This window comes from Gemmobacter aquarius (assembly GCF_003060865.1).
In the GTDB taxonomy this organism is placed as follows: Bacteria; Pseudomonadota; Alphaproteobacteria; order Rhodobacterales; family Rhodobacteraceae; genus Paragemmobacter; species Paragemmobacter aquarius.
On record NZ_CP028918.1, the window covers coordinates 1,268,379 to 1,285,000 of the forward strand.

Here is a 16,622-nt window from a genome sequence, read left to right on the forward strand (position 1 = left end):
AAGGGTCGCTGCGGCATTTGTTGGCGTCGCTGCTGGAAAAGGCAGGACAGGCGCATTAGGTCGAACGGGAACAGGGCGGCGGAACAGGGCGGTTGGCCGCGTGTTCCCGACCCGTGCCAGAAGGCGCCGACCTGACAGGAGAGTGCCCATGCCGCTAGACCCCGCGACGATCTGCGTTCTGGCCAACCCCAAATCGGGGTTGAACAGCCGCGATGCCGAGGCGATCGGCAAGGCCATGGCGGTGTTCGGCCCTGCGGCCACCCTGCGCCGCTGGGAGCGGGGCGAGGCTTTGGCCGATGTGGTGGGCAAGGCGATTGACGACGGGTTCACCACGATTGTCGCGGCAGGAGGCGACGGGACGGTCAGGGGTGTGGCGCAGGAGATGCTGGGACGCGACGTGTCGATGGCCGTTCTGCCCTTGGGAACGTTCAACTTTTTCGCCCGTGGCTTGGGCCTGCCCGAAGACCCCGAGGCGGCGGCGCGGGCGATATTGAACGGGACGGCGCGGCGGATCGCGGTGGGCACCGTGAACGGGCGGGTGTTTCTGAACAATGCGAGCCTCGGGGTCTATCCGCTGATCCTGCAATCGCGCGAGCAGGTTTATGCGCGGTTCGGGCGGTCGCGGCTGTTGGCCTATTGGACGGTGGTCGAGACGCTGGTGCGCGTGCAGGCGACCAAGCGGATGGTGATCCATGCCGACGGGCAGTTGCATGATTTCCGCTCGCCACTGCTGTTCGTGGCGCGGTCGGCTTACCAGTTGAACCATTACGGGCTGGAGGGGGCGGCGGCGATCAGTGCCGACCGGTTCGCCGTATTCATTTTGCGCGATGGCAGCCGGTGGCAGATGCTGAAGGCCGTGGCGAAACTGGCGATGAAGCGGGCGGTGGTGGGGAGCGAGATCGACGTGATCTATGCCCGCGACATGCAGGTGACGCCTGCGAGCAGGCGACCGCTGGTCGCGATGGACGGCGAGAGGGAGCATATCCGCGCGCCGTTGCGCTTTGTGATCCGCGATGAGGGGCTGTCGGTGATTTTGCCGTCCGAGGCAGACAAGGTGGGCCTGTGAGACGGATCGTGCATCTGTCGGACCCGCATTTCGGGGCCGAGGAACCGCGTCTGGTGCCGCATCTGCTGGCGGCGGTCGCAGCACTTGCGCCCGATCTGGTGGTGATGTCGGGCGATCTGACGCAGCGGGCGCGGCCAGAGCAATTCGAGGCGGCGGCGCGGTTTCTTGCCGCTTGCCCGGCGCCGGTTCTGGCGATCGCGGGCAACCATGACGTGCCGCTTTACGATCTGCGGCTGCGGTTCGGCGATCCGTGGCGGCGCTGGCGGCAGAGTGTGGGGCGCGACCTCGAGCCGGTGTTCGAGAATGACGCGCTGGTCGTCGTTGCGGTCAACACGGCCAACCCGCTGGCGTGGAAGGACGGCAAGATAACGGGCCGGCAGGTAGAGCGGGTGGCGCGGTGTTTCGCGGAAGCGGGCGCGCGGCGGCGGGTGTTGGTGATGCATCATCCGTTGCAGGGCCCACCCGCCGAGCCGCCCGCGCTTGTGGGGGCGGGTGATGCCTTGGCCGGTCTGGTCGAGGCCGGGACCGAGGTGGTGCTGTCGGGGCATTTGCACGCGACCTATGTGACGCCGCTTACGGGGGCGGAACGCATCCTGTCGGTTCAGGCGGGCACGTGCCTGTCATGGCGGGTGCGGGGGGACGGCAATGCGTTCAACGCGCTGGACTTCGATACGGACGGGGTGGTGCTGACGCATCACCGCGCCGGGGCGGACGGGCGCTTTGCGGCCGATGCGGCTATCCGGATGGAGCGCAGGGCGTCGGGGTGGCAGGTGTGACGGGAACCCGGACGCGCGTGGTGCGTTACGTTCGTGGAAAATATTGAGCGAGGCATATTGATGGCTGCGACAGATGACACTCCGCCCGAGACCGGATACCGCGAACTCGGCCCCGCCGAGGAGGCGGTGACCGAGGCGGAACGTGACGAGCGAGCCGACACCGTCTATGCCCGCTACAGCGCGGCCATGACGTTTTTCGGCGAAACGCCCGCGCCCAAGGGCAAGGCACAGCGCGACTAGGCGGCGTGGGTCCGGATCGTCGGGCTTGCCCGAGGCGGTTTTGCAGCCTTTCCGGACGAGACGGTGATGCGAATTCGGATAGCCCTTCGGCCCTTTCCTGTGTTTTTACGGGTAAGGGGCGGAGGGTTTTTTGACATCGCGCGCGGTGAGGCAAGTCCGGGCATGCCGCCACCTGTTTTCCCGTTACAGCGCGGCGAGGATTTTTCAGACGCGACGCGCAATGCCGGTTGGCTTTCGGTCATGCGAGGTCTGATCGTCGAGCGTGCTCGAGGCGGGGCAGCTGCAATCTGGCGACCAAGTCCACACCAAGCGGCGCTTGGCTTGCGCTTCGGGCTGCACCTCGGGTTTCGGGGCGTCGGTGGAGCAAGTCGGGCTTTCGGCTGCGGCGGGGGTGATCTTGGGTTGGTGACATGCCGCGCTATCACGGGTCGGCGTAGAGTTTGGCTATGGCCGGATAGTCGGGTTTGCCCGAGGCGAGCATGGGGAGTTTCGCGAGGAGTTCCAGACGCGCGGGCAGCATGATTTCGGCCATCCCCTCGGCCCGCGCCTGGGTTTTCAGGGCGTCGAGGGTGGGTGCCTTTTCGCCGTGGGGCGGGGCGAGGACGAGGATCACGCGGTTGCCCTTGCGCGGGTCGGGTTGGGCGATGGCGGCGGCGGGGATGTTGGGCCATGTGCGTTCCGAAAGCGCCTCGACCGCCGCGAGGCTGACCATTTCGCCGCCGATCTTGGCAAAGCGTTTGATGCGGCCGCGGATGGTGATGAAGCCATCGTCATCCAGCGTGACGGCGTCGCCGGTGTCGTACCAGCCGTCTTCGGGGGCTTCGATCACGCCGGGGGCGGTGGCGCGGATATAGCCGCGCATGATGTTTTCGCCGCGCACATAAAGCTTGAAGGCGTCGACCCCGGTGATGGGTTCTAGGCGTGGCTCGATGCCGGGAAGGAAGCGGCCAACCGTGCCGTCACGCGACGAGACGGGCGTGTTGAGCGACAGGACGGGGGCAGTTTCGGTCGCACCGTAGCCTTCGAGGATGCGCACCCCGAAGCGGCGTGACCACAGGTCGCGGGTGGCCTGTTTGATCGGCTCGGCCCCCGCTATGGCGGTGCGCAGGCTGGCGAAATCATAGTCATGCGCGCGGCGGCCCCAGCCCGACAGGAAGCTGTCGGTGCCGAAGATGACGGTGGGCTGGTGGTAATAGGCCAGTTCGGGGATGACCTTGTAATGCAGCGGCGACGGGTAGGCCACGACCTGCGCGCCGACGACGAGCGGCAGAAGGATGCCTGCGGTCAGGCCGAAGGAGTGGAACACGGGGAGCGCCGTGAAGATGCGGTCGCCTGCGTTCACGTCGGTATGGGCGCGGAGCTGCGCGATATTGGCGAGGAAGTTGGCGTGCGACAGTACGACGCCTTTGGGGGCGCCTTCGGTGCCCGAGGTGAACAGGATCGCGGCGGGGGTGTCGCGGGTGATGGGGACGAGGGTGCTACCCTTGCGGGCGGGGCCGAATTTGGCGGAGAGGAAGGCGCGTGCCTTGGTCGCGATTGTGACCGATGCGCGGATGTCTTCGGTGCGAAGGATGCGGATGCCTGCGGCTTCGAGATCGGCAATCAGGCCGTGGAGTTTGGCTTGGTCGACCATCGCGGTCGAGGTGATGACGGTGGTGATCTGCGCGGTGGTCAGGCAGGTTTTCAGCGGGCCGGGTCCGAGCGTGGGGTTGAGCATGGCAGGCGTCACCCCCATGCGCCAGAGGGCGAGGAGGACGGCGGGCACCCCTGCGGCGGTGGGCAGCAGGAGGCCCACGGTGGGGTCGTCTTTCAGCAGGGGGGAAAGCGTGCGGGCGAGGACATCCCCCGCAAGGGTCAGTTTGCCGTGGCTGAGGTCGGTGCCGGTGTGGTCCACCAGTGCGGAGCGGTTCGCGCCGTAGAGGGCTGCGGTGTCGGCAAGGGCCTGCGGGAGGGTGTCGTAACGGTTCAGCGCGATGTAGCGTTGCGTCTCCAAGAGCTCGCTGACCATGAGGGCGGCGCGTTCGCGGCGTTTCCTGCCCTTGAGGTCGGGGTCCAGCGTGATGCGCTGGGCGGGGCCGATGGTCAGGCGCACTTTCGGGAACCAGCGGCGCGGGAAGCCGTGTTTGGGGCGGCTTTGGCGCGAGAATTCCAGCCCTTCGATATGGATCGGGATGACGGGGACATTCGCCTGATCGACGAGCCACGAGGTACCGGGGTAGATTTTCATCAAGGCACCCGTGGCGGTGATGCGGCCTTCGGGGAAGATCACGCAAGATTGGCCTGCGGCGATGCGGCGGGCCATGGCCTTGATCGACATCGGCTTGGTGTGGTCGGTTGCGAGGATCGGGACGAGGCGCGCGACCTTTTGCATGAAGGGGCGGTCGGCCCAGATGCTGGTCATCGCGAAGGCGGCTTGGGGACCGAGCAGCGAAAAGAGCAGCGGGCCGTCGAGCAGGCTTTGGTGGTTCGACGCATAGATCACGGGGCCTGTGGTGTTCAGGTTTTCCCCGCCGGTGATCTTTACGCGCAGGAGGGTGCCGAGGAGGAGGCGCAGGAGGCCCTGCAGCGCCTCGGCCGGGAAGAAGCGCAGGGTGGCGGCGAAGGCGGTGGCGCTGCCTGTGGCGAGGATCAGGAACTGTGCGGACAGGGGCAGGCCGAGCGTGGTGAGAAGCGCCATGAGCAGGCTGGTGGCGGTGATTGCGGCGGCCGAGAGGATGCCCTTGCCCGCCTGGATGCGGGCGCGGGCATCGGGGGGCGAGCGGGTCTGGATCGCGGCGGCGAGGGGGACGGCATAGGCGCCGCCCGCCATGGCGACGGCGAGGATCGAGAGGGTGGTGACGATCCCGCTCGGGGTGGTGAAAAGCGCGGCGGTGCCGCCGCGTGCGGGCAGGGCGAGGAGGGCCGCGTAAAGGACAAGGCCCCCGAGGGCGAGGAGGAGCGCCGAGGGGGCGGTCGAGGTGAGCGAGGGCTTGCCGCGCAAAAGGCGCGCAATGAGCAGAGAGCCTGCGCCGATGCCTGCGGCAAAGACCGCCATGATGGTCGAGACGAGCAGTTGGTCGGCGTCGAGCAAGCCGCGCAGGAATACGGGGAGGGCCGAGAGGTAGACTGCACCTGCCGCCCAGAACCACGATTCCAGCAGGGCGGCGCGCATCAGGCCGCGGTCGGCGGCGAGGTCTTGCAGCAGGGTGATATTGCCGCTGAACGGGTTGGCGGGGATGTGAAGGGCGGGGGCGGCGGGCTGGCCTGTGGGCAGGCGCAGGCTGGCCGCGATGCCTGCAAGCGCGATGAGGACCGAGGCCGTGGCCACGGCAGGCGCGCCCCAGAGCGCCATGAGAGCGCCGCCGCCGAGGGTGCCCAGAAGGATCGCGGCGAAGGTGGCGGTTTCCAGCAGGGCGTTGGCGGGCACGAGGTCGGCTGCGGGCAGGCGTTCGGGCAGCCAGCCCTGTTTCAGCGGGCCGTAGAAGGCCGAATGGGTGCCCATGGCGAAGATCACCACCAGGAGGAAGGGCAGGCTGTGCGCGAGGAGGGCTGCGGAGGCGAGGCAAGCGATCGCAAGCTCGGCCGCTTTGATCCAGCGGATCAGGCCCGCCTTTTCGCGCTTGTCGGCAAGGCGTCCGGCGAGGCCAGAGACGAGGAGATAGGGCAGCATCATGAGGCCGCTTGCCAGCAGGGCGATGAGGGCGGCTTGGCTCGCGGGGACGAGCAGCGTTGCCAGAACCACGAGTGCGGCGCGCAGGAGGTTGTCGTTCATCGCGCCGAAGAAGGCGGTGGCGAGCAGCGGATGAAGCGCGGGGTTACGGGTCATTGCGTGCCTTTGCGGGGGGAGGGGCGGACCGGACGGGCTGTCAGCGTGTCACATCGGGGAAAGTGGCGGAAGGGGGTGGGGGTTCCCTTTCGCGGGTTCGGGCGGGTGGGTGTGGGGCCGAGGTCGAGCGGGGGGCCAGCCCCCGGACCATTTGGGCAAAGGTGAACAGGGGGTACGGTTGGGGCCGCGAAGGATGTGTCGGTGGGTGCGGGATGGTGTGGGGTTTGGTTGGCTTGTGGTTGGGGTGGGTGCGGCTACGGCGGTTGGTGGGTTTGGTCGGTGGCGGGGGGCGCCTCGATCGCGGTGAAGTATTTGGGCAAAGGTGAACGGGGGGCGGTTGGGGCCGCGAAGGATGTGTCGATGGGTGCGGGATGGTGTGGGGTTGGGGTGGGTGCGGCTGCGGCGGTTGGTGGGTTTGGTCGGTGGCGGGGGGCGCCTCGATCGCGCTGAAGTATTTGGGCAAAGGTGAACGGGGGGCGGTTGGGGCCGCGAAGGATGTGTCGATGGGTGCGGGATGGTGTGGGTTTTGGCTGGCCTGTGGCTGGGGTGGGTGCGGTTGGGAGGGGCAATCGTCTTCGTTGGGCCTTGTGGAGTATTTGGGCCGAGATGAAGGGGGGCGGGATCGTCAGGCAGGGGTGGGGAAAGGGTTGGCTGGCGTTTTGGTAAACGGTGGAGGGGAGGGGATCAGACGGGTGCGCGGCGGTGGTGCCATGGCATCGCGGTTTCGAGATCGCGGGCGAGGCGGACGAGGGTGGATTCGGCGGCGAAGCGGGCGACGAGCTGGATGCCTATGGGCATGCCTGCTGCAGATTGGCCGAGGGGGAGGCTGACCGAAGGTTGGCCTGTCACGTTGAAGGGGCCGAGGTAGGTGAAAAGGCTGGTGTCGCCCATCGCGTACCCCTCGGCGGAAAGGTCGGGGCGGGTGGTGGCGAAGAGGCCATGTTCGGGGGCGGTGACGGGCAGGGTGGGGGTGAGGAGCACATCGAAGCGGGCGGTGCGGGTGGCGATTTCCACGCGGATGCGGCGGAGGGTTTCGAAGACCTCCATGATCTGGGCGGGGGTCATCGCGAGGGTCTGGTCGAGGAGTTTGAGGGTGACGGGTTCGAGCGTCGTGTCATCGAGCGGGCGGCCGAGTTTGCGGGCGAGTTCGGGCAGGGTGGCGAGGCCGAGGTTGAACGCGCCCATGACGCCGGTCGCGATGTCTTCGGGTTGGACGGGGGAGGGGATTTCCTCGAGGCTGTGGCCCTGGGCGGAGAGGGTGGCGGCGGTTGCGTCGACGAGGGCGAGCACTTCGGGGTTGAGCGCGATCTCGCCCCATGCGGTGCGGGCGACCCCGATGTGCAGGCGCGGTGTCGCGCCGTCGAGGTCGGTGACGAAAGGGGCGTCGGGCGGCGGGATGGTGAAGGGGTCGCCTGCCTCGGGGCCTGCGAAGATGTCGAGGGCGAGCGCCATGTCGCGCACGGTGCGGGTAAGGACGAAGGCGCGGGCGAGGCCGAAGAGCGCATCCTGACCGTCGGGCCCGCCCGAGACGCGGCCCCGCGACGGGTTGAGGCCCACAAGGCCGCAACAGGCGGCGGGGATGCGGATGGAACCCCCGCCGTCGCTGGCGTGCGCGATGGGCACGATGCCAGCGGCGACCGCTGCGGCGGCCCCGCCGGAGGATCCGCCTGCGGTGCGGTCGGGCGACCACGGGTTGCGGGTGATGCCGTGAGCCAAGGTTTCGGTGAAACCGGAAAAGGCCAGTTCCGGCACGGCGCTGCGCCCGACGAGGGTAAGGCCTGCGGCGCGGGCGCGGGTGATGAAATGGCCGTCGTGGTCGGGGCGGTTGCCGCGCAGCAGGCGCGAGCCGCATTCTTGCAGGCGTCCGGCCTCGGTCGCGCCTATGTCCTTGCGAAGGAAGGGCACGCCGGAAAGGGGGCCTGATGTGACGGGCAGGGTTTCGGCGTCGTCGTAGAATTCGATGACCGCATTCAGCGCGCGGTTCACCGCGTCGTGGCGCGTGCGGGCGGCGCGGGTGAGGTCGAGCGGGCTAACGTGGCCTTGGCGGACCAGTGCGGCGAGGCCGGTTGCGTCATGGGAGATATAGTCGCTTTGGTCCATCGGGGCGGCCCTTTGTTGCTGCAAGTCAGGCTAGGGGGGCTTTCCGGGCCTGCCAAGGGGATTGCTGCCGAGGGCTGCTTTGCGGCTTGTTTAAAGCGCTTTGGAACGGCAGATTCCGGCGCAGAATCGGAATGACAGGAGAAGTGCGATGCTGCGGGTCACGGTCTGGGGCGAGAATGTGCACGAGCAGAAGAACCGCGTGGTGGCCGAGGTTTACCCCGACACGATGCATGGGACGATTGCGGGCTTCCTGAACCGAGCGGGCGGGATTGCGGCCACGACCGCCACCTTGCAAGAGCCGGAGCACGGGCTGACGGCGGAACGGATTGCCGCGACCGACGTGCTGGTCTGGTGGGGCCATGCCGCGCATGGCGATGTGGCCGATGCGGTGGTGGACCGCGTTTGCGATGCGGTCTGGGGCGGGATGGGGATGATCTTCCTGCACTCGGCCCATTTCGCCAAGCCGTTCAAGCGGCTGATGGGCGCACCCTGCAATCTGACGTGGCGCGAGGCGGGCGAGCGGGAACGCTTGTGGGTGACGAGCCGCAGCCATCCGATCACGGCGGGCTTGCCGGATCATTTCGAGCTGGAGCACGAGGAGATGTATGGCGAGCCCTTTGGCGTGCCCGAACCGCTGGAGACGGTGTTCGTTTCGTGGTTCGCGGGGGGCGAGGTGTTCCGGTCGGGGCTGACCTGGCGGCGGGGGGCGGGGAATGTGTTCTATTTCCGTCCGGGGCATGAAACTTATCCGACCTATCACGACGCCAATGTGCAGCGGGTGATCTGCAACGCTGTGCGTTGGGCGCATAATCCGGCGATGCGGATCGCAGACCCCCATGCCGCGCCGAACGTGCCGGTAGACCGCGCGCTGGAGTCGATCACCGAGCGGGGGCCACGGCTGCATCATGACGGCGAGGCGGGGTATCGCTGATGGTGCGGGTTCTGGTCGTCGGCACCGGCGGGATGGCGGAAAACCACGCGGCGGCTTTTGCTGCGATGGACGGGGTCGAGCTGGTTGCGGGGGTGGATACGCGGGCGGAACCGCTGGCCGCGTTTTGTGCGCGCCACAGGATCGGGCGGGGGTTCGCCTCGGTTTCCGAGGCGCTGGATTGGGGCGGGTTCGATGCGGTGACCAATGTCACGCCGGATGCCGCGCATTACGCCACGGTGATGCCGTTTCTGGCGGCTGGCAAGCATGTGCTGTGCGAAAAGCCTTTGGCCACCAATGCGGTGCAGGCCGGGGCCATGGCGGATGCGGCGGCGCAAGCGGGCGTGGTGAACATGGTGAACCTGAGTTACCGCAACGTGGCGGCCTTGCAGCGGGCGGCGGTGCTGGTGCGCGATGGGGCGATCGGCCGCGTGCGGCATTTCGAGGCGAGTTACCTGCAAAGCTGGCTGGTGCAGCCCGCTTGGGGCGAGTGGCGGACCGAGGCGCAATGGCTGTGGCGGCTGTCATCGGCCCATGGGTCCAACGGGGTGCTGGGGGATGTGGGAATCCATATCCTCGACTTTGCGACCTTTGTGGCGGGGCAGGCGGCGGCCGAGGTGTCTTGCCGTCTGGCTACTTTCGACAAGGCGGAAGGCGGGCGGATCGGCGAATATGTGCTGAACGCCAACGATAGCGCGACGATGCAGCTGGTGCTTGAGGGCGGGGCCATCGGGACGGTGACGGCCACGCGCTTTGCCAGCGGGCATCTGAACGATCTTTCGCTGCGTATCCATGGCGATGCGGGCGGGCTGGAGGTGACATTCATAAACAATGTCAGCCGGTTGCGGGCCTGTGTTGGAGCGGATTTGCAAGGCGCTGTCTGGCGTGACGTGGACTGTCCTGCGGTGCCGACGATCTATGCGCGGTTCATCGCTGCGGTGCGGGGGCAAGGGGCTGCGGTGCCCGATTTCGCGCGCGGGGCTGCGTTGCAGCGCCTGGTCGACCGGGCCGGAGAGTCGGCGGGGCGGGGCTGCGTCAGTCTGACGGTTTAGCGGGGCGTGCCGGAATGCGGCGGGTCGGCGGGGGTGGTGTCGCGCATCGAGAAGCGACGAGCAAGGGGTGCAGGCCAAAGGCGGCGAGCCAGCCGATGTCCCAGAGGATGGGCACTTCGGCGGTGGGGCGGATGCGGTGCAGGCCCATAAGCCAGTGGACGATCAGCGCATCGGCGATGTTCCTTGCTCCGAACCCGATCAGCGCCATGCCTGCCACGCAGCGGGGATGGATGCGGGCGGTGGTCGTGCGGGCGCGGATCATGCCGGTCAGTCCGGCGAGAAGGGCTGCCTACATTGCGGCGTCGAAGATCGAATCCTGCCGGATATGGCGGGCGAGCGGTGCGTCGGGCAGCGCGCCGGTCAAAAGGGGATGCCAGCCCAGCAGCCGGTGCAGGACGAGGCTGTCGAACAGCCCCGCAAGGCCGAAGCCCGTCAGCGCCGAGAGCAGGTTCACGCGGCGGACCTACGTTCGAGCGGGCCAGTCGGGCGGGCCAGTCGGGCGCGGGGTCTGCTTTGGCGGGTCGGGGCATGGGGTCCTTTGCGGTGAGGGCGGTCCTTGGCGGGACGGTCGTCGGGTTCAAACAGGCAAGGTCCGTGTCGGTTGCCTTCCCTTGGGGATACCGGAACAGACGGGCAGCGGGGCATATACGGGCGGCTGGGCGCAGACGGGCGGCGGGGCACAGACGGGGGGCTGGGCGCAGACGGGCGGCTGGCAGGGCTTGGCGCGGGGGGTGGGCGCGGCTATGGTCGTGGCCCTGTCACCGCATTCGACCTACCGGAGAGTTCCTGCCCATGACGACCGATACCGCCCGCCGTATTCCCCAGATCATCGCCGCTGAAATCGGGGCGCAGCCGGGGCAGGTGGTGGCGGCCATCGGGCTTTTGGACGAGGGCGCGACGGTGCCTTTCGTCGCGCGGTATCGCAAGGAGGTGACGGGGGGGCTGGACGACACGCAGCTTCGCAATCTGGCCGAGCGGCTGGCCTATCTGCGCGAGATGGAGGCGCGGCGGGCGGCTATTTTGTCGTCGATCCGCGAACAGGGGAAGATGACCGATGCGCTGGAAGGCGCGATCCTGAAGGCGGGGACCAAGTCGGAGCTTGAGGACATTTATCTGCCCTACAAGCCCAAGCGGCGCACCAAGGCGATGATCGCGCGGGAAAATGGCTTGCAGCCGCTGGTCGATGCGATTCTGGCGGATCGCGGGGCTGATCCTGCGGTGCTGGCGGCGGGTTTCGTGACCGAAGCCGTGGCGGATGTGAAGGCTGTGCTGGAAGGCGCGCGTGACATCGTGGCCGAGGGGCTGGCCGAGGATGCGGCCCTGCTTGGCCGGTTGCGCGGGCATATGAAGCAGGTGGCCAAGCTGGTCGCCAAGGGTGTCGATGGAAAAGAGGTCGAGGGGGCCAAGTTTTCGGATTATTTCGCGCATAGCGAGGCTTGGGCGACCGCACCTTCGCACCGCGTGCTGGCCATGCTGCGCGGGCGCAACGAGGGGTTTTTGGCCATCGACCTTGAAATCGATGCCGATGCGGCGCGGGGCGAAAGCCCTGCGGAACGGGCTTGCGGGGCGGCTTTGTCAGTGACGGGGCGCGGGGCGGGGGATGCGTGGCTGCGCGATGCCGCCGCATGGGCGTGGCGGGTGAAGATCAGGACTTCGCTGACGCTGGACCTGATGGCCGAGATGCGCGAACGGGCCGAGGCCGAGGCGATCCGGGTTTTTGCGATGAACCTCAAGGCGCTGTTGCTTGCGGCTCCGGCGGGCGGCAAGGCCACGATGGGGCTGGACCCCGGCATCCGCACGGGGGTGAAGGTGGCGGTGGTCGATGCGACGGGCAAGGTGCTGGCGCATGACACGGTCTATCCGTTCCAGCCGAAGAATGACTTGCGCGGGGCGCAGGGGACGATTGCGCAGATGATCGCCAAGCATGGCGTCAAACTGATCGCCATCGGCAATGGCACGGCGAGCCGCGAGACGGAAAAGATGGTGGCCGATCTATTGGCCGTGCTTCCCGGCAGCGAAAAGCCGGTGAAGGTGATCGTAAGCGAGGCGGGGGCTTCGGTCTATTCGGCCTCCGAACTCGCGGCGAAAGAGTTTCCCGATCTGGATGTGTCGATCCGGGGGGCGGTCAGCATCGCGCGGCGTTTGCAGGACCCGCTGGCCGAACTGGTGAAGATCGAGCCGAAGTCTATCGGCGTCGGGCAATACCAGCATGATGTGGACCAGTCGCGGCTGGGACGGTCGCTGGAAGCGGTGGTCGAGGATGCGGTGAACGCGGTGGGGGTGGACCTGAACACCGCCTCGGCGCCGTTGCTCGCGCGGGTGTCGGGGGTGGGGCCGTCGCTGGCCGAGGCGATCGTGGGGCACCGCGATGCCAACGGGCCCTTTGCCACGCGGCGCGAGTTGCTCAAGGTGGCGCGGCTGGGACCGAAGGCATTCGAGCAGGCGGCGGGGTTCTTGCGGATCGCGGGGGGGAAAGAGCCGCTCGATGCCTCATCCGTGCATCCCGAGGCCTATGAGGTGGCAAGGAAGATCGTGGCGGCTTGCGGGCGCGATATTCGCAGCCTCATGGGGGACGCGGCGGCGCTGAAGGCTGTGGACCCGCGGGCTTTCGTGGACGCGCGGTTCGGCCTGCCCACGGTGCGCGACATTCTTGCAGAGCTGGAAAAGCCGGGGCGCGACCCGCGACCCACCTTCAAGACCGCGACCTTTGCCGAAGGGGTGAACGAGATCCGCGATCTGAAGCCGGGGATGTTGCTGGAGGGCACGGTGACCAACGTGGCGGCCTTCGGTGCCTTTGTCGATATCGGAGTGCATCAGGACGGGCTGGTACATGTGAGCCAGCTTGCCGACAGTTTCGTGAAAGACCCCCATGCCGTGGTCAAGGCGGGCGATGTGGTCAAGGTGCGGGTGGTCGAGGTGGACGCCGCGCGCAAGCGGATCGGGCTGACGATGAAAAGCCAGTCGGGCGAGGCGCGCGACGCTGCGCGGGAACGCGGGCCGGTGCAGAAGGCGGCTGCGGTCAAGCCGGGGGCAGGGTCGGTGGGGCCGAAGGGGGGCACGGCTGGGGAACCGGCGGGGGGCAACGCCTTTGCCGATGCGCTGAAGGGCAAGTTCGGGCGCTAGGCTGGCGTTTGGCGGAATTTGACGCAAATTCCGCGCCGAAATCTGACGCAGATTTCGGGGTTTTGCCGAACGGTCTGGGCGAGGCGCAGACTGCGTCATTTCCCGCGCACAACGCTTGGCGCGGGACGGTGCAGAAAGCGGTAGTGGTCAAGCCGCAGAGCAATGCCTTTTCCGATGCGCTTGGGGGCAAGTTCGGGCGCTATGCCTACGCGGTGACCGGGGGGCGGTGATGCGGAATTTGACGCAAATTCCGCGCCGAAATCTGACGCAGATTTCGGGGATTTGCTGAACGGTCGAGGCGAGGCGGAAAATGCGTCATTTTCCGGCGCGGAATTTGCGTCAAATTCCGCTCAGCTCCAGTCGGGTTTGCGCTTTTCGAGGAAGGCGGTGATGCCTTCCTCGGTGTCGCGCCAGAGCATGTTTTCGACCATCGCGCGACCGGTCAGGGCATAGGCTTCGGCAAGGGATTCGCCTTGCTGGTCGTAGAAGGCGGATTTGCCGATCTTGACGGCGGCGCCCAGTTTGCCTGCGATCTGGCGGGCGAGGACACGGGTGTCGGCGTCGAGCGTTTCGGGCGGGCTGATGCGGTTCACGAGGCCCGCGTCGCGGGCGCGGGTGGCATCGATGAACTCGCCCGTGGTCAGCATCTCGAAGGCGAGGGCGGGGGGGATCTTGCGGGTCAGGGCGACCATCGGGGTCGAGCAGAAGAGGCCGATGTTGACGCCGTTCACGCCGAAACGGGTGCCTTGCGCTGCGGTGACGAGGTCGCAAGAGGCGGCAAGCTGGCAGCCTGCGGCGGTGGCGATGCCGTGGGTCTGGGCGATGACGGGCTGGGGCAGAGCGGGGATCATCTGCATCATCGCGGCGCAGCGCTGGAACAGGTCGCTGAAATAGGCGGCCCCCTTGTCGGGCGACTGGCGGGCGGCCTGCATTTCCCGCAGGTCGTGGCCCGCGCAAAAGGCGCGGCCTTCGCCCCTGAGCACGACCACGCGGGTCTGCCGGTCGGTCGACAGGGCGGTGAATTGCGCGGTCAGCGCCGCGATCATCGCATCCGACAGGGCGTTCAGGCTGGCGGGGGTGTTCAGGGTCAGGGTGGCGATGCCGTCTGCATCTTGGCGGGTCAGGATCGTGTCGGTCATTGCGCTTTCCTTGGTGATTGGCAAAGCATAGGCGGCGGACAGGCGGGAGGGAAGGGCTTGGGCTTGATGATGGACAAGGCGGCGCTGGCCGTATTCCTGCGGGCCGATTTCGCGCAGGTGGCGGATGATTTCGTGGTCGAGCGGGCGGACGAGGCGGGGGTGACGCTGCGGCTGGTGGCGGGCGAGCGGCATCTGCGGCCGGGGGGCACGGTATCGGGGCCTGCGCTTTTCGCGCTGGCCGATGTGGCGATGTATCTGGCGATCCTTGCCCGTGTCGGGCCGGTGGCGCTGGCGGTGACCACGAATTGCAGCATCGATTTTATGCGAAAGCCCGAGGCGGGGCGCGATCTTCTGGCCGAGGCGCGGGTGCTCAAGCTGGGGCGCGTTCTTGCAGTGGGCGATGTGCTGGTGTTTTCGCAAGGTCGCCCCGAGCCTGTGGCGCGGGCGGGGCTGACCTATTCGCTGCCGCCGCGCTGAGGGGGTGTAGGCTAGCCCTGTTTGGCCTTGGTGAAGCGGCCCTCGATCTGGGCGCCGCTTTCGATGCTGACGGCGCTGTAGGTCACGTCGGCCTGCACATTGGCACTGGCGCGCAGGGTCAGGTGTTCGGTCGAGGCGCGGCCTTCGAAGCGGCCTTTCACTTCGACCGTTTCGGCCGAGACTGTGCCCTTGACCTCGCCCTCGGGGCCGATGATCAGACCGCGGGCCGAGAGCGTGCCATCGATCACGCCGTGGATTTCGACGGTGCCGGTCGAGGTCACATCTCCGGTGATGCGAAGGTCTGATCCGAATACGGACTTGCCCGTGTTGGGGCTGGCGGGCCGGGAAGCGGCGGGTGCGGGCTGGTCGGGTTTGGAAAACATGGGAACGCTGCCTTTCAAATGCGGGCAGATAAGGCGACAGGGCAGGGCCGCGGTCAAGGGCCGAGAACGCGGCGGAGCGGGAAGCGGCGGCTTCGGCGTACCCGTTGCGGGCACCCTTTGTTTCACAGAGCGTCTCGGGGTCGTTATTGGGCCTGACAAGGGGTTGCTGGCGGGGTTTGATACGGCAAAGAATCAGGCAAGAGCGGGGTGCAGCCTATGTCAGGTGGTATGGGGAACGACTTTTTCCGTCCGGTTTCGGGGTTGGACCTGCCGCGATTCGCGGGGATTCCGACGTTCATGCGCCTGCCGCATGTGGGCTTGGACGATCCGCGCCTGGCCGAGGTGCAGATCGGGCTGATCGGGGCGCCCTGGGACGGGGGGACGACGAATCGTCCCGGTCCGCGCCACGGTCCGCGCCAGTTGCGCGACCTGTCCACCATGATCCGCGCGCAGAACGGGGCGACGTGGGTTGCGCCCTTCGAGTTGGCGCGCTGTGCCGATCTGGGGGATGTGTCGCCCAATCCGGGCGATCTGATGGACAGCATGGCGCGGATGACGGCGTTTTACGACCGTGTCGTCGCTGCGGGGATATTGCCGCTGACGGGGGGCGGGGACCATCTGTGCAGCCTGCCCATCCTGCGGTCGGTCGCCAAGGCTCGACCCGTGGGGATGATCCAGTTCGACAGCCACACCGACCTGAACGACGTCTACTTCGGCACGGGGCGCTATACCCATGGCACGCCGTTCCGCCGCGCGGTCGAGGAAGGGTTGATCGACCCCGCGCGCTATGTGCTGATCGGGATACGCGGCACGGCTTACGGGCGCGAGGATTGGGATTTTGCGGCTGCCAACGGCATCACCATCATTCCCATCGGGGATTTCCACCGCAGGGGTGTAGAGGATGTGATGGCCGAGGCGCGCGAGATCGTGGGGACGGGGCCGACCTATATCACCTATGACATCGATTTCGTCGATCCGACCTTTGCGCCGGGCACCGGAACGCCCGAGGTGGGCGGGCCGAACAGCTGGCAGGCGCTTGAGGTGGTGCGGGGCTTGCGGGGCCTCGATATCGTCGGCGCCGATCTGGTCGAGGTGTCGCCGCCCTTTGACGCAAGCGGCGGGACGGCGTGGCTTGGGGTGTCGATCATGTTCGAATTGTTGTGCGTGATGGCCGAGGCGCGGTTCGGCTGAGAGGGCAGGGGGCCTTTGCGCCCCCGCATCGCCGGTGCTTTGACCGGATGATTGAAGGCACAGATTAGGGGGCGCGGGTCGCCCGGGAGAGGATGCGCGATGCAGGTCGATATGATCGTGACGGGGGCCAAGGTTCTGACGATGGAGCCAAGCCAGCCCCGGGCCGAGGCGGTGGCCGTGGCGGGTGGCAGGATCGTGGCGGTGGGGTCGGAGGCCGAGGTGAGGGCGCTGGCGGGACCTGCAACGCGGGTGATCGAGGCGGCTGGGCGCACGCTTCTGCCGGGTTTTGTGGAAAGCCATTTGCATCTGGTGCTGGGCGGGGCCGAGCTGGGGCATCTTTAC

General features: G+C 67.5%; 13 protein-coding genes and 1 pseudogene (1 of these 14 only partly in view). 9 read left to right on the forward strand and 5 right to left on the reverse strand.

The annotated features are described in order from the left end of the window. Window positions 1-148 precede the first annotated feature (148 nt). Genes HYN69_RS06165 through HYN69_RS06175 form a run of 3 tightly spaced genes read left to right on the forward strand, consistent with a single transcriptional unit; the run spans window position 149 to window position 2,082 of the window. The gene (locus HYN69_RS06165; RefSeq protein WP_159082373.1) at window positions 149-1,066 is read left to right on the forward strand and encodes a diacylglycerol/lipid kinase family protein; all 918 of its coding nucleotides are present in this window, start codon (window positions 149-151) and stop codon (window positions 1,064-1,066) included. Beyond that, on the forward strand, window positions 1,063-1,842 hold the full coding sequence (locus HYN69_RS06170) for a metallophosphoesterase family protein (RefSeq protein WP_108434982.1): 780 nt from the start codon (window positions 1,063-1,065) through the stop codon (window positions 1,840-1,842). The genes HYN69_RS06165 and HYN69_RS06170 overlap by 4 nt, the downstream gene beginning before the upstream one ends. A 60-nt stretch (window positions 1,843-1,902) precedes the next feature. Further along, complete coding sequence (locus HYN69_RS06175) at window positions 1,903-2,082, forward strand: hypothetical protein (RefSeq protein ID WP_108434983.1); 180 nt, start codon at window positions 1,903-1,905, stop codon at window positions 2,080-2,082. A 421-nt stretch (window positions 2,083-2,503) separates the two neighbouring features. Here HYN69_RS06175 and HYN69_RS06180 read toward each other — a convergent pair whose 3' ends face one another. Both HYN69_RS06180 and HYN69_RS06190 read right to left on the reverse strand, forming a co-directional pair. Then, window positions 2,504-5,887, reverse strand: coding sequence for an MFS transporter (locus tag HYN69_RS06180; RefSeq protein ID WP_108434984.1), 3,384 nt, complete (start codon window positions 5,885-5,887; stop codon window positions 2,504-2,506). A 684-nt stretch (window positions 5,888-6,571) separates the two neighbouring features. Further along, a complete protein-coding gene (locus HYN69_RS06190; protein ID WP_108434985.1) occupies window positions 6,572-7,987 on the reverse strand; it encodes an amidase in 1,416 nt (471 codons plus the stop codon). 148 nt (window positions 7,988-8,135) lie between these two features. On the opposite strand from HYN69_RS06190, the gene HYN69_RS06195 reads away from it, so the two are divergent. Both HYN69_RS06195 and HYN69_RS06200 read left to right on the forward strand, forming a co-directional pair. Continuing rightward, on the forward strand, window positions 8,136-8,918 hold the full coding sequence (locus HYN69_RS06195; protein ID WP_108434986.1) for a ThuA domain-containing protein: 783 nt from the start codon (window positions 8,136-8,138) through the stop codon (window positions 8,916-8,918). Next, window positions 8,918-9,967 carry a Gfo/Idh/MocA family protein gene (locus tag HYN69_RS06200; protein WP_174213602.1) on the forward strand — a complete coding sequence of 350 codons (1,050 nt, stop codon included), beginning with the start codon at window positions 8,918-8,920 and terminating at the stop codon, window positions 9,965-9,967. Before HYN69_RS06195 ends, HYN69_RS06200 begins: the two co-directional genes overlap by 1 nt. Here the strand turns inward: HYN69_RS06200 and HYN69_RS21325 are convergent. Then, window positions 9,951-10,421: pseudogene (locus HYN69_RS21325) on the reverse strand (DUF2243 domain-containing protein). The gene HYN69_RS06200 and the pseudogene HYN69_RS21325 sit on opposite strands and share 17 nt — an antisense overlap. A gap of 338 nt (window positions 10,422-10,759) precedes the next feature. On the opposite strand from HYN69_RS21325, the gene HYN69_RS06215 reads away from it, so the two are divergent. Then, entirely contained in the window at window positions 10,760-13,090 is a 2,331-nt protein-coding gene (locus HYN69_RS06215; protein WP_108434989.1) for a Tex family protein, read from the forward strand. A 350-nt stretch (window positions 13,091-13,440) separates the two neighbouring features. On the opposite strand, the gene HYN69_RS06225 is transcribed toward HYN69_RS06215, so the two are convergent. Then, a complete protein-coding gene (locus HYN69_RS06225) occupies window positions 13,441-14,229 on the reverse strand; it encodes an enoyl-CoA hydratase (protein WP_108434991.1) in 789 nt (262 codons plus the stop codon). Window positions 14,230-14,298: 69 nt separating this feature from the next. On the opposite strand from HYN69_RS06225, the gene HYN69_RS06230 reads away from it, so the two are divergent. After that, window positions 14,299-14,706, forward strand: coding sequence for a PaaI family thioesterase (locus HYN69_RS06230; RefSeq protein ID WP_108437062.1), 408 nt, complete (start codon window positions 14,299-14,301; stop codon window positions 14,704-14,706). An 11-nt stretch (window positions 14,707-14,717) separates the two neighbouring features. On the opposite strand, the gene HYN69_RS06235 is transcribed toward HYN69_RS06230, so the two are convergent. Beyond that, window positions 14,718-15,089, reverse strand: coding sequence for a bactofilin family protein (locus HYN69_RS06235; protein WP_108434992.1), 372 nt, complete (start codon window positions 15,087-15,089; stop codon window positions 14,718-14,720). A 228-nt stretch (window positions 15,090-15,317) separates the two neighbouring features. On the opposite strand from HYN69_RS06235, the gene HYN69_RS06240 reads away from it, so the two are divergent. Next, window positions 15,318-16,280: an agmatinase gene (locus tag HYN69_RS06240; protein ID WP_108434993.1), complete on the forward strand. Its 963-nt coding sequence runs from the start codon at window positions 15,318-15,320 to the stop codon at window positions 16,278-16,280. 99 nt (window positions 16,281-16,379) lie between these two features. Further along, window positions 16,380-16,622, forward strand: partial view of an amidohydrolase gene (locus HYN69_RS06245; protein ID WP_108434994.1) — the 5' portion only. 1,425 nt of this gene lie beyond the right edge of the window; the window shows 243 of its 1,668 coding nt (coding positions 1-243); the start codon lies at window positions 16,380-16,382; its stop codon lies beyond the right edge, outside the window.